Origin of the sequence: Streptomyces sp. NPDC058880, from assembly GCF_042742535.1 — a bacterium.
Lineage (GTDB): Bacteria > Actinomycetota > Actinomycetes > Streptomycetales > Streptomycetaceae > Streptomyces.
Map to the genome: position 1 here is coordinate 197,084 of NZ_JBHYMC010000002.1, position 12,959 is coordinate 210,042.

General features: G+C 72.4%; 12 protein-coding genes. 2 read left to right on the forward strand and 10 right to left on the reverse strand.

The window, feature by feature from the left end; genetic code table 11:
• Positions 1-105: 105 nt before the first annotated feature.
• From ACFW2G_RS02690 to ACFW2G_RS02705, 4 genes are all read right to left on the reverse strand, one after another.
• Complete coding sequence (locus tag ACFW2G_RS02690; protein ID WP_384446005.1) at positions 106-984, reverse strand: alpha/beta hydrolase; 879 nt, start codon at positions 982-984, stop codon at positions 106-108.
• Between the two features lie 171 nt (positions 985-1,155).
• Entirely contained in the window at positions 1,156-2,355 is a 1,200-nt protein-coding gene (gene kynU, locus ACFW2G_RS02695; RefSeq protein WP_384446004.1) for a kynureninase, read from the reverse strand.
• Positions 2,348-3,193 carry a tryptophan 2,3-dioxygenase family protein gene (locus tag ACFW2G_RS02700; RefSeq protein WP_037920810.1) on the reverse strand — a complete coding sequence of 282 codons (846 nt, stop codon included), beginning with the start codon at positions 3,191-3,193 and terminating at the stop codon, positions 2,348-2,350. The genes kynU and ACFW2G_RS02700 overlap by 8 nt, the downstream gene beginning before the upstream one ends.
• Before the next feature lie 588 nt (positions 3,194-3,781).
• The gene (locus tag ACFW2G_RS02705; protein WP_384446003.1) at positions 3,782-4,174 is read right to left on the reverse strand and encodes a hypothetical protein; all 393 of its coding nucleotides are present in this window, start codon (positions 4,172-4,174) and stop codon (positions 3,782-3,784) included.
• A 288-nt stretch (positions 4,175-4,462) separates the two neighbouring features.
• Between ACFW2G_RS02705 and ACFW2G_RS02710 the strand changes: the two genes are divergently transcribed.
• Positions 4,463-4,879, forward strand: a complete 417-nt coding sequence (locus ACFW2G_RS02710) for a DUF3151 domain-containing protein (protein WP_384446002.1) — start codon at positions 4,463-4,465, stop codon at positions 4,877-4,879.
• Between the two features lie 88 nt (positions 4,880-4,967).
• Here ACFW2G_RS02710 and fbaA read toward each other — a convergent pair whose 3' ends face one another.
• The 6 genes from fbaA to ACFW2G_RS02740 form a co-directional block, all read right to left on the reverse strand.
• Positions 4,968-5,990 carry a class II fructose-bisphosphate aldolase gene (fbaA, locus tag ACFW2G_RS02715; protein ID WP_037920803.1) on the reverse strand — a complete coding sequence of 341 codons (1,023 nt, stop codon included), beginning with the start codon at positions 5,988-5,990 and terminating at the stop codon, positions 4,968-4,970.
• Positions 5,991-6,227: 237 nt separating this feature from the next.
• Positions 6,228-6,791, reverse strand: a complete 564-nt coding sequence (gene pyrE / locus ACFW2G_RS02720; RefSeq protein ID WP_236647612.1) for an orotate phosphoribosyltransferase — start codon at positions 6,789-6,791, stop codon at positions 6,228-6,230.
• A gap of 21 nt (positions 6,792-6,812) precedes the next feature.
• Complete coding sequence (locus ACFW2G_RS02725; RefSeq protein ID WP_037920800.1) at positions 6,813-7,595, reverse strand: aldose epimerase; 783 nt, start codon at positions 7,593-7,595, stop codon at positions 6,813-6,815.
• Between the two features lie 184 nt (positions 7,596-7,779).
• Positions 7,780-8,616 (reverse strand): SRPBCC family protein, encoded by an 837-nt coding sequence (locus ACFW2G_RS02730; RefSeq protein WP_384581259.1) that lies wholly within the window; start codon positions 8,614-8,616, stop codon positions 7,780-7,782.
• 32 nt (positions 8,617-8,648) lie between these two features.
• Positions 8,649-10,292 carry a polyamine aminopropyltransferase gene (locus ACFW2G_RS02735; RefSeq protein WP_384446000.1) on the reverse strand — a complete coding sequence of 548 codons (1,644 nt, stop codon included), beginning with the start codon at positions 10,290-10,292 and terminating at the stop codon, positions 8,649-8,651.
• A gap of 156 nt (positions 10,293-10,448) precedes the next feature.
• Positions 10,449-10,994: a DUF2617 family protein gene (locus ACFW2G_RS02740; protein WP_037920796.1), complete on the reverse strand. Its 546-nt coding sequence runs from the start codon at positions 10,992-10,994 to the stop codon at positions 10,449-10,451.
• Between the two features lie 681 nt (positions 10,995-11,675).
• On the opposite strand from ACFW2G_RS02740, the gene ACFW2G_RS02745 reads away from it, so the two are divergent.
• The gene (locus tag ACFW2G_RS02745) at positions 11,676-12,872 is read left to right on the forward strand and encodes a pyridoxal phosphate-dependent aminotransferase (protein ID WP_384445999.1); all 1,197 of its coding nucleotides are present in this window, start codon (positions 11,676-11,678) and stop codon (positions 12,870-12,872) included.
• Positions 12,873-12,959: the final 87 nt, after the last annotated feature.

Sequence of the window (12,959 nt, forward strand, 5' to 3'; positions counted from 1 at the left end):
TTTCCACCCTGAACCGACCCCTATGCCCCACGGACCGGCCCGACGCTCCGGCCGTCCGGCGCTCCCCGACCGGCCGCCGCGGCACGCCCCGACGCAGCCGGGCCGCTACCAGGCCAGCTGGGAGATCTCCTCCGCCACCACCGCGCAGGCGTCCGCCGCCGGGTCGATCAGCGGGAAGTGGCCGACCCCGTCGAGCAGGGTCAGCCCGACCATCTCGCCGGCCTTCGCGGCCGCCACCACGTACGCCTCGGCCACCTGCTGCGGGACCACGATGTCGTCGCGGCCCTGAACCACCGCCGTGGCGATGCCCGTCGGCAGCAGCGACGCCGGGTCGGCCGACGGCATGCGCTCGTGCCAGTGGTCCGCGCCGCCCAGCAGCTGCGCGCTCGCCCCGCCGCACACGCCCAGTTCCTCCGCCACCGCGAAGTCCGCGATCGGCGCCAGCGCCACCACCCCGCGCAGCATCGGCGGGGCGGGCAGCCGCCACGGCGAGCCGGGCGGGAGCACGTGCCGGGCCGCGGCCCACAGCGCGAGGTGGCCGCCCGCCGAGTGACCGGTGACGACCACGCGACGGACGTCGGCCTGCGGCAGGGCGGTGGCGACGAGCCCCGGCAGGGCGTCCATCGCGGCGGCGACGTCGTCGAACGTCTCCGGCCAGCGCCCGGCCACTGGCCCCTCGGCGTCCTGGTGGGGCAGGGAACTTCCGCGCCGGTACTCGATGTTGGCGACGGCGAAACCGCTTCGGGCCAGGAAGTCGGCGAAGGGGGTGACGTGCTGCCTGTCGTAGGGGGCCCGCCATGCCCCGCCGTGCAGGACCACCACCAGCGGGGCCGGGCCCGGGGTCTCGCCGCGCGGGGCGTAGAAGTCGACGACGTGGTCGGGGTGTTCGCCGTACGCGGCCGTCGCGTCCGGTGCGACCGCCGGATGGGCAAAGGCCGAGGCGGCCTCGGCGGCGTCCCGTTCCACGGCGGCGGGGTCCGTCATCGGCTCAACCTCTCGGTAACGCGTGGGACAGCGGGGACAGATGTTCCGGTGTTCCGGCAGAGCGGGACCGTATCAGTCTGGAACAGCCTGTTCCGTGCTGGGACCGGAATACGGCCGGGCGGACGGAGCATTGGCCCCGCCCGCCCTGCGATGTGACGTTTCGCTACCGCTTCACCCGAAAATGTGACCCAGCGTGCGCGCCGCACGCTCGGCGTCGGCGAAACCGACGTAGAGCGGTGTGAAGCCGAAGCGCAGGACGTCGGGTGCGCGGAAGTCGCCGATGACGCCCCGGGCGATGAGCTCCCCCATGACCTTCCGGGCGTTGTCGGTCCGCAGCGAGACCTGGCTGCCGCGGCACTCGTGCTCGGCCGGGGTGACCGACTCCACCAGGCCCTGCGGGACGTACGCCGCCACACACGCGAGGAAGAAATCGGTCAGGGCGAGGGACTTGGCGCGCACGGCCTCGACGGCGACTCCGTCCCAGGCGTCGAGCGCCGCCTCCAGCGCCAGCATGGACAGGATGTCCGGGGTGCCGACGCGGCCGCGGGTCGCGCCCCGCGCCGCCTCGTAGGCCGGGGTCATCGCGAACGGATCCGCGTGGCCGTTCCAGCCGGGGAGGGGGGAGTCGAAGGCGTCCTGGTGGCGAGCTGCGATGTACAGGTACGCGGGGGCGCCGGGGCCGCCGTTGAGGTACTTGTACGTGCACCCGACCGCCAGGTCGACACCGTGCGCGTCGAGGCCCACGGGCAGGGCGCCCGCGGAGTGGCAGAGGTCCCAGACCGCGACCGCCCCGGCGGCGCGGGCCGCCGCCGTGAGGGCCGGCAGGTCGTGGAGCCGACCGCTGCGGTAGTCGACGTGGTTGAGCAGAACCACGGCGGTGTCGGCGTCGATCGCCTCCACCGCCTGCGCGGGGTCGACCGGGACGACGGTCAGGCCCGTCAGCCGGGCCGCCGACTGCGCGATGTAGCCGTCGGTGGGGAACGTCGCCGAGTCGACCAGCAGCCTGGTCCGGCCGGGGGCGGCGAGGCGGGCACCGCCGACCAGCGCCTTGAAGAGGTTGACGCTGGTGGAGTCACCCACGACCACCTGGCCGGGAGCGGCGCCGATCAGCGGGGCGATCTTGTCACCGATCCGCTCGGGCGCGGTCCACCAACCGCTCTCGTCCCACGAGCGGATGAGCAGTTCGCCCCACTGCCGGGCGACGACGTCGGCGGTGGCCGCGGCCACACCGGCGGGCAGCGCCCCGAGCGAGTTGCCGTCGAGGTAGACGACCCCGTCGGGCAGGGTGAAGCGCTCGCGCAGTGTGGCCAGCTCGTCGGCGGCGTCCAGCTCGGCCGCACGGGTCCGCAGGTCGGACCGGATGTCAGACATGGCTGCGCGCCGTCCAGAGCTCCGGGAAGACGTTCTTCGTCGCGCGCTTCTCCAGCCAGGTCACACCGGCCGAGCCGCCCGTTCCGGTCTTCGCGCCCATCGCGCGTCGGGTGGCCACCAGGTGGTCGTTGCGCCAGCGCCAGACGAGCTCGGCGACATCGGTGAGGACCTCGCCGAGCCGGTGGAGGTCCGCGTGCAGCTCCGGGGCGGCGTACAGGCCGGTCCAGACGGCCTCGACCTCGGCCGAGGCCTCGTAGCGCAGCGAGAGGTCCCGGTTGAGGACCGACTCCGGTACCGGCAGGCCGCGGCGGGCCAGCAGGCGCAACACCTCGTCGTAGAGGCTGGGCTCTTGGAGGGCCTTCTCCAGCTCCGCGTGGACACGCGGCGCGCCGCGGTGCGGGACCAGCATGGAGGAGGACTTCTCGCCGAGCAGGAACTCCATCCGGCGGTACATCGCCGACTGGAATCCGGAACCTTCGCCGAGGGCGCCTCGGTAGGCGTTGAACTGCGCCGGGGTGAGCTGGGCGAGCGGGCGCCAGGAGGCGTTGAGGGCCTCCAATTCACGGAGGGAACGTTTCAGCGCATCCATTGCGACCGGGATGCGGTCCTCGCTCAGAGCCTTCGCGGCGGTTTCCCACTCGTGGACGATGACCGTGAACCACAGCTCCATGACCTGGGTCGTGACCAGGAAGACCATCTCGCCCGGGTCGTCCGAGCGGAGGTGCTGGAGGTGGGTGAGGACGTCCGCCTGGACGTAGTCCTCGTACGGGGTCGTGCCGTCGAAGTCGAGGTTCGGGGTGTCCCCGCCGACTCCGGAGGCATCAAGGGTGTTCGACATCGCTGTCTCCTCGACACGTGCTTCCGGGTAGCGGTCCGCTCCTTCCGTGAGGTGAGTGGAGCCCCGGTCCCCTGCCCGCATCATAGGACCCCGGCGCGCCGGCGCTCCAGCGGAGAGTGACGCAGACCACATACCCGGTCCGCGTGCCACGTCCCGCCGCCCGCCGTGCGGCACCCGGTCGCAGCCTCGGCCGACCGGGAGACGGACCCGGTGCCGCCCCTCCGCCGTACCCGGGGGCTCGGTGCGGGACCGCACGGAACACGGCCGGGCGAGCACTGCGGCGCACGGCCACCTGTGGCTGGCCCCGCCGCCCTGTTCACGGAGGCGGCCCTTGCCACGCGCCACCGCGTCCCCCCGGGCGCCGGATCGGCCCTCTTCGGAGCCCCTGCGGGCCGGCAGCACTGGCGACGCTTCACCGGTGACGTGGGGCGACCACCTGATCGTCCTCCAGGTGGCCCTCTTGTCCAGCGTGGGCCCCGCCGGCCCGGATCTCCTGACCCGGACGAGGTCTGTGCCACGGGCCCGCCTGGCCGATCTCTCCGGGATCCGGTGGGGGGAAAGTCGGCCCACCAGGTCCGCTCAGCGGGCTCAGGCCCCCGCGTCGATCGACTCCGCAATGATCCCGACCATGGTGGAATCCCAGGTGAGAACCAACAGTTCGGCCTTCTCCCCCTGGATGGTGTTGCAGGTCAGCGCAGTTCCGCCGCGGCCGCCACCGATCGCCGCGTCGGACGGTCCGGCCAGCCGCAGCGCCTTCGCACCGGGCCCGTCCAGGACCGCTGCGGAGCGGAGCAGCGTTATCTTCCCGGGTTGCATCCCAGATGCCCTGGCGCCCGTACGGTACCGGCAGCGCAGGGTGACCGGCTCACCGCGCCGAAACGCGGCGACGCGGCGTGCGGAACGGGCCCGGTCGAGCCCCTTGCCACCGATCCACAGCGCCAGGTCCATCAGGGAATGCAGCGCGAATTCCAGCAACAGCATGTGATCGTTCGCTCCTCAACTCAAAGGATTCGTGCAAGGCGTGTGCGGGTGCAGCCCGCTTGCCCGTGCGTGCGAGCACGCCCGGGGCCGTCAGACCGTACGCATGAAGCCTTGGCGTCCTTGCGGAAGGCCCCGACGGACTCGCCGCCCGGCCCCGTGCCGTCGTGGGTGGACCCGAAGTCGATGACCTGCCGGGCCTTGCCCCCCGAGCTTCCGGGTCCGGTCCTCACCGTTGCACGGGGTCTGCTCTCCGATCGTCCCCCGGTCCCCGAGTGGCAGACTGCTTCCATGACGATGCACAAGAACCTGCTCGGCGGCCCGGAGCCGACGTACCTCCCGGAGAACGAAGAGGCGTACCGCCTGCTCAGCGAGGGGTCCCTGTCGCCGGCCGAAGTGGTGGCGAAGGACCCCACGTTCTCGCTCGCCTGGGCGATGCTCGCCGACGAGGCCTTCGAGGCCGGTCGGGTGGTCGAGTCGTACGCGTACGCGCGCACCGGCTACCACCGCGGTCTGGACGCGCTGCGCCGGGCCGGGTGGAAGGGGCACGGCCCCATCCCCTGGGACCACCAGGCCAATCGCGGGTTCCTGCGCTGCCTCGCCGCCCTCGCTCGCGCCGCCGGCGCGATCGACGAGAAGAGCGAGACGGAGAGGTGCTGGCAGTTCCTGAACGACAGCAGCGCCGAGGCGTACGCCGAGCTGAAGTAGAGGGGCGGGCAGCCCGAAGCCCGGCCTCCGTCGTGGGACGGAGGCCGGGCCCTGGGGGTGCGACTGCTGCCGCCTCAGCGGCGGCGGACTACTTGATCCGGGTGCCGGCAGAGCGCAGGTCCGCGCACGCCTCGACGACGCGCGCAGCCATGCCCGCCTCAGCGGCCTTGCCCCAGGTGCGCGGGTCGTACTTCGACTTGGTGCCGACCTCGCCGTCGACCTTCAAAACGCCCGCGTAGTTGCTGAACATGTGGTCCACGACCGGGCGGGTGAAGGCGTACTGGGTGTCGGTGTCCAGGTTCATCTTCACCACGCCGTTCTCCAGCGCGGTGGCGATCTCCTCGGCCGTGGAACCCGAACCGCCGTGGAAGACGAAGTCGAACGGCGAGGCCTTGCCGAACTTCTCGGCGACACCGGCCTGGAGGTCCTTCAGGAGCTCGGGGCGCAGCACGACGTTGCCCGGCTTGTAGACGCCGTGGACGTTGCCGAAGGAGGCGGCCAGCAGGTAGCGGCCCTTCTCGCCCAGGCCCAGGGCCTCGGCGGTACGGATGGCGTCCTCGACGGTGGTGTACAGCTCGTCGTTGATCTCGTGGCTGACGCCGTCCTCCTCGCCACCGGTCGGGGTGATCTCGACCTCAAGGATGATCTTCGCGGCGACGGCCTTGGCGAGCAGCTCCTGGCCGATCGCCAGGTTGTCGGCCAGGGTCTCGGCGGAGCCGTCCCACATGTGCGACTGGAAGAGCGGGTTCTGACCGCGGGCGACGCGCTCGGCGGAGATGTCCAGGAGCGGACGTACGTAGCCGTCCAGCTTGTCCTTGGGGCAGTGGTCGGTGTGCAGGGCGACGGTGATGTCGTACTTGGCGGCGACGATGTGCGCGAACTCGGCCAGGGCGACCGCGCCGGTGACCATGTCCTTGTTGTGCTGGCCACCCAGGAACTCCGCACCACCGGTGGAGATCTGGATGATGCCGTCGCTCTCGGCCTCCGCGAAGCCCCGCAGCGCGGCGTGCAGGGTCTGGGACGAGGTCACGTTGATGGCCGGGTAGGCGAACTTGCCTGCCTTCGCCCGGTCGAGCATCTCGTTGTAGACCTCGGGGGTTGCGATGGGCATCTGTCCGCTCCTTGGGTGTGCGGGAAGTGTGCTTATTGCGGGCCCTGACCTGGGGGCGACGTCATCGTCGCGCCTATCTTTCCAGACTCCGCGCAAGGGTCCAGCCCGCCGGTCTCGCGTCAGGCGGGAACGTCCCGGGATGTTTCACGTGAAACATCCCGGGACGCGATGAAAAGCCAGGTCAGACCCACCTCAAGAGGTCGGGGGACCCTTGGCGCCAGTTGTCGCGGTGGCCGGTCAGGACAGGCCGAGGTCCTCGAGGCGGTAGCCGGTGAGGTACGGCAGGCCCGCCTCGGCGATCGCGTCGGCCGCGCCGCGGTCGACGATCGTGGCGACGGCGACGACCTCGCCGCCGGCCTCGCGGACGGCCTCTACGGCGGTCAGCGGGGAACCGCCGGTGGTCGAGGTGTCCTCGACCACCAGGCAGCGCCTGCCCTTCACGTCGGCGCCCTCGATGCGGCGCTGCATGCCGTGCGCCTTCTGCGCCTTGCGGACGACGAAGGCGTCCAGGCGCTGACCGCGCGCGGCGGAGGCGTGCAGCATCGAGGTGGCGACCGGGTCGGCACCGAGGGTCAGGCCGCCGACGCAGTCGTAGTCGAGCTCGGCGGTGAGGTCGAGCATGACCTGGCCGACCAGCGGGGCCGCCTCGCCGTCGAGGGTGATCCGGCGGAGATCGATGTAGTAGTCGGCCTCCCGGCCGGAGGAGAGGATCACCTTGCCGTGCACGACGGCCTTGTCCTTGATCTGCTGCAGAAGCGCATCGCGCGTGCCCGACGGCATGACTTCGTTGACGTCACTCATGGCGACGAGCTTAGTTGCGGGCTAGACGAGGCGCCGCCACGTCCAGGTCGTGGAGACCTCCAGCGGGTCGACGGGGGTGACCAGGCGCGGAGCGGTGTTGATCCCGTTCGGCGGACCGGACTGGGGCTCGACGCAGACGGCTTCGGCCTGCTCGTCGTAGACGACCACCCATTCGGACCTGCTGGTGACGCGTAGTTCCAGCGCACCGGGCCAGGTGAGGGTGACGTCGACCCCGTCGGGCATGCCGAAGCAGTCGTCCCAGGGACCGGGCCGGCGGTCGATGCGCTGTCCGGTGGGCAGGTGGTCGGCCCCGCGCTCCTCCTGCCAGGCGGGGTCGAAGGAGATCTCGACGTCCTGACCTCCGAGGCTGCGCAGGAACCAGGGGTGCCAGCCGGCCTGGGCGGGGAAGGAGTCCCCGTACGTCTCGACGCCCATGGTGAGGGTCAGTGAGTCCTCGGTCAGCGTGACGACCTGGGTGACCCGGCCGGGCGTCGGCCACGGGTCGGCGAGGTCGTAGACGAAGGCGGCCTCGGTGGCGGTGGCGCCGGCCGGCCGCCACGACGCGTCCCGGCCGAGGCCGTGCAGGGCGTGCGGCGGGTGGTCGAGGGGCATCTGGTGCACGGTCGCACCGTTGTGGAACCGGCCGTCCTTCATCCGGCCGCACCACGGCACCATCGGGAAGGCTCCGTACCGGGGCCCCTGGCGCAGCAGCTCGGTTCCGTCGATGCGCAGGCTGCTGATCCGGCAGCCGTTCTCCTGGTCGACAGTCACCTCGGTGCCGCCGGCGCTCAGTTGCGTACTCATGCAGTCGACCCTAGTAGTGCTCGGCCACGTCACCGCAGGTGCACCGGTCAGGGCCGCAGTGTCCGGTGGGTGCACGCCACGGCGCAGGAAACGCCCGGGTACGCGCCGCACCCGGGCGTCCCGGCCAGGGCGTGACGCCGACGGCAGAGCCCGAGACCGCACGCACCGCGGCGGGGGCCGCGGGTCAGCGGCGGCGACGCAGGGCGCGGCCGATGACGACGGCGGAGGCGAGTGCGAGCGCCGCAGCCGGGGCGATCCAGCGCAGGCTGTCGCCGGTCGCGGTGGCGGCCGGGGCGGGAACCGGAGCGTACCGGCCGCGTGGGGGCGCGTGGTCCACCTCCTCGGCACTGCGGCCGATCATGGTGCGGCGGGCGTGGGCGGCCTCGGCCGGCGGCCGCGGGGCACCGGCCGCTCCGAGGTCCTCGAACCCGCCGGCCAGGAACGGGTCCACGGCAGGGTCCAGGGACGGGGGCGGCACCTCGGTCTCGAAGACAGTGGCGCTGACCTCGGTGACGTCGCCTTGGGGTCCCTCCACACCATCGGCGTCCTCGGCCTCGGTCTCGGCAACGGGATCGGCGACGGGACCGCTCACCGCGGACCCGGCGGCCAGTTGGCCGGCGGCCCGGTCGAACAGCCTGCGCAGGGCGGTGGCCGCAGCCGCGGGGTCGAAGGAGGCGGCCCGCCCGTCGGCGGTGGCGTGGGCGGAGAAGTCCAGCCGGGTCCCGTCCGGTGCCGGCGTCAGACGCAGGCCGAGGGAGAACGTCACGGTGCCGCTGCCCCGCACCTCGGTGCCCTCGCCCTCGAAGGTGAAGTGGTCGGGGTCCCGCTCGGTGACGGCCGCGGACCCCCGATAGGTCACGGTGCTCCCGCCGGCCCGGACCTTGAGCCGGCCGGACAGCGGGCCGACGCCGGTGTCTGCGTCCTGCTGGAGTCCCGGCACGCACCGGGCCACCCGTGCGGGGTCGCGCAGCACGGCGCGGAGGTCGTCTGCCGGGACCGGGACGAACACCTGATGCTCCATGCGATCGAGCCTACGGCCTGGACCGCACCGGGTCACGAATACCGCGGATGCGGCAGCGTCGAGGGCGGAAGTCCGCTCAGTCGGGTGCGTTCGGCGTCGCGCGCCGCGTCCTGGAGGGAACCGGTGGTCAGCGAGCTCAGCGCGGGCGTCTCGCCGTCCACGCGCAGCCGGGGCTGCTGGTCGCGGGCGGCCAGGACGAGGCCCCAGTCCTGCGGTGGCGCGCCGGTCCCGCCGGAGGGGCTGCGGTCGGGGCCGGCGGCGAAGCCCGTGAGGCGGCCGCCGGCGCTGTACGGGGCGGTACGCAGGCCCGCCGCGCGGAGCGTGGAGTCGACGGTCCAGTACGTACGGGGGCGCGCGGTCATCGGTCCGGCGTGCACGGCCATCCGGCCTCCGGGGGCCAGCGCCCGTGCGGCCAGTCCGTAGAACTCCTGCGAGTACAGCTTCGTGCTGGGGGCGATGCCGGGATCCGGCAGGTCGGAGACGATCACGTCGAAGCGGTCGTTCGCGGCGGGGCCGCGCAGCCAGCGGAAGGCGTCCTCGTTGACGACGACCAGGCGCGGGTCGGCGTACACCCCGGCGTTGAGCGCGGACAGCATGGGGTCGGTGCGGGCGAGGCTGACCACGCCGGGGTCGACCTCGACGACGGTGACGGAGGCGACATCCCGGTAGCGGAGGACCTCGCGGGCGGCGAGCCCGTCGCCGCCGCCGAGGACGAGCACCCGGGCGTGCGGGCCGGTCATCGCGGGGTGCACCAGGGCCTCGTGGTAGCGGTACTCGTCGTAGCCGCTGACCCGCAGCCGTCCGTCGAGGTACAGGTCGAGGGAGCGCGGGGAGCCGGTCGCGGGCCCGGTGAGCACCAGCTCCTGCACGCCGGTCCGGACGGCGACCCGCACCTCGGATCCGTAGACGGCACGCCGGGCGAACCGCTCGAAGTCGTCGGCGAGGACGGTCGCGGAGGCCAGGACGACGAGGACGGTCAGGTTCGCGGCGACGAGCAGCCAGCGGCTCCGCCGGCTCAGGTCACGGCGGAAGAGCCACAGGACCAGCCCGCCGCCGACGACGGCGTTGACGGTGCCGGTGACCATGGCGCCGGTGAGCTGACCGAGCATCGGCAGCAGCAGGAACGGGAAGGCGAGGCCTCCGACGAGGGCGCCCACGTAGTCGGCGGCGAACAGGTCGGCGACGGCGCCGCCCGCGTCCTGTCTGCGGATGCGCTGGATGAGGACCATCAGCAGCGGGATCTCCGCGCCGATGAGCATCCCGATGGCGAACGAGAACGCGACGAGCGCTGGTCGGGACTCCCCCAGCCAGGCGAAACTCGCGTAGAGCGCCATGGCGGAGAGGCCGCCGAGACAGGCGAGGCCGGCCTCGATGACGGCGAAGCCGAGGGCGGGCCGGTGCCGCAGGCGCTTGGCGAGCAGCGAGCCGACGCCCATGGCGAAGACCATGACGGACAGGACGACCGACGCCTGGGTGACGGAGTCGCCGATGAGGTAGGTGCCCAGGGCGAGGAGCTCCAGCTCGTACACCAGCCCGCAGGCGGCGCAGACGAACACGGTGGCCAGGACCAGGAGTCGGCCGGTCCGGGGCCGTACGGGCAGCGCCACCGGAACGGTCGCGGCGCCTCCCGGCTCCGGAGCCGGGAGGACCCGGCGCGGGACGGAACGGTCGATCATGCAGCGAACCGTACGTCACCGCCCACTCGCATCCGGTCACCCACATGGGTGCAAGTGGCGCACCGATTCGGCCGGTTGGCGTAACCACACCGCGCGCCTCGCGCCACGGGGCTCCGCCAGGACCCGCCGCGCCCGAACGGCCCTCCCCCGCATGGCCTAGAGCAGGGCCGGCGATTCCAGAGCCGGCGCCGCGGCTCCCATCCGGATCCCGACCCGCGTGCGGGTGACCACCAACTGCCCCTCCTGCGGGTAGGCGTGCCAGGTGCGCCACCGCACCTGGCCCTCGTACCGCTGGGCGAGCATGGCGGTGAAGGCGTGCGGACTTCCCGGAAACGTCCCCGCGAGCCCGTTTGGGTGATCGGCCACCAGGGCGAGCAGCTCCTGCGCCCGCCCCGCGAACGATCCCCGGGACAGGGTCTCGACCCGTGCGGCGAACTCGTACTCGCAGTCGCCCACCCGCTTCGCCACGCCGAGCGGCAGCGGCGTACTGCTGCCGGGCATGCAGGCGACCGTCTCCGAACAGAGCACGTCCCGCTCCTCCAGCAGAACCTGATGGGAGGCCCCGAGCAGGCGCAACTCGACCTTCGCACCAGAAAGCTCGAGGTTCAGTACGGCCAGGGCGGGCAGCCGGTCCCGACCCAGGGCCCAGGCGAGATCGGCGGCACGCGTGTCGGTGTAGGAGGTCTGGAGGGTCGTGAGCATGAGTCGGCTCCGCAAACGCGCGAGGGAGAGGGGCCGGGGCCCGCCAGCGGTAGCAAGCACGGGTGGGGGGACACCGGCACGGGTCCACAGGAAGTCCAGGGAGGTCCGAGGACTGGTCTACTCAACCGAGGGAATCATGAAAGGCACGGCACTCACAGCGTTTTTACCCAACTTGACGGGGTTTACATCCCCCCGGGGGCTTCGCAGTTCACGTGTTCAACAGGTTGCGTCCCGCGCGTCGCGCTGCACGGACAACGCACGGGGCGCCCGGGGGAAACGGGCCTCGGACGCCCACGTCAGGACGGCGCCGTTTGCCCCGTCAACTGCTGCCGCACCCCCCGCCCCCTCCGCCGCCCCCGCCTCCGCACGAGGACGACGACCCGCACGACGAGGACGACCCGCAGCCGGACGAGCCCGAGTCGCCCACCCACGAGCTGCTCTGGCCGCGGCTCGTCCGGTACGTCCGCGAGCCGCGTCCCGCCGGCTTGCGCGCGACCCCCCTGACGAGGAGCACGAACAGCACCCCGATCACCACCGCTATCGCGACGAACTCCATGTCCGCCCCTCTCTCACGCCCCGGTCCTCCGGGGAGCGGGATCCCCGCGTCCCGCGTGAAGGGGGGATGCCCCCGGCCCGCGCGGCCCAAAGCACACTTGAGCAAGTCCAGAGGTTGCACGCAGGATGGCGCCCATGAGCGCACCCGCGGGCAGCGACCGCCCCTTCCTCAACCGCCGGCTGGCGGCCTTCGGCACGACGATCTTCGCTGAGATGTCGGCGCTGGCGGCACGCACCGGGTCGATCAACCTGGGCCAGGGTTTCCCCGACACCGACGGTCCGGCGCAGATCGCCGAGGCGGCCTCCCGCGCGGTCCTCACCGGCCTCGGCAACCAGTACCCGCCCGGTCCCGGCGTCCCGGAGCTGCGCACCGCGATCGCCTCGCACCAGCAGCGCTTCTACGGCCTCGGCTACGACCCCGAGACCGAGGTCCTGGTCACCGCGGGCGCCACCGAGGCCATCGCCGCCTCCCTGCTCGCCCTCCTGGAGCCGGGCGACGAGGTCATCGCCCTGGAGCCGTTCTACGACTCCTACGCGGCCTGCATCGCGATGGCCGGCGCCACCCGCGTCCCCGTCACCCTGCGCCCGCACGGCGGGGCCTTCGTCCTCGACCTGGACGAACTGCGCGCCGCCGTCACCCCGCGCACCCGGCTGCTCCTGCTGAACACCCCGCACAACCCGACCGGCACCGTCCTCACCTCCGGCGAGCTCGCCGCGATCGCCGAGTTGGCCGTCGAGCGCGATCTGCTGGTCGTCACCGACGAGGTGTACGAGCACCTGGTCTTCGAGGGCTCCCACCTCCCCCTGGCGGGCTTCCCCGGCATGCGCGAGCGCACCGTCTCCATCTCCTCCGCCGGCAAGACCTTCTCCTTCACCGGATGGAAGGTTGGCTGGGTCATGGCGGACGGCCCGCTCGTCTCCGCGGTCCGGACCGCAAAGCAGTACCTGACGTATGTCAGCGCGGGCCCCTTCCAGTACGCCGTCGCCGAAGCTCTCCACCTCCCCGATTCGTACTTCGACGGCTTCCGTGCCGACCTGCAGCGCAAGCGCGACCTGCTCGGCGACGGCCTGCGGGCGGCCGGCTTCGAGGTCTACCAGCCGGAGGGCACCTACTTCATCACCACCGACATCACCCCCTTCGGCGAGAAGGACGCCCACGCCTTCTGTCGCACCCTCCCCGAACGCTGCGGCGTCGTCGCCATCCCCAACTCCGTCTTCTACGACGACCCCGACACCGGCCGCACCCAGGTCCGCTTCACCTTCTGCAAGAAGGACGGCGTCCTCCACGAGGCAGTCAACCGCCTTCGCGGCCTCGCGTCCTGAACGCCAGGCGGCATACCCAGTCAAGGACGTACGGTGCCGGGAGCCACCCGCTGCCCAGCTCCTCGCCGGTGCCGGTCTCCTCGGCAC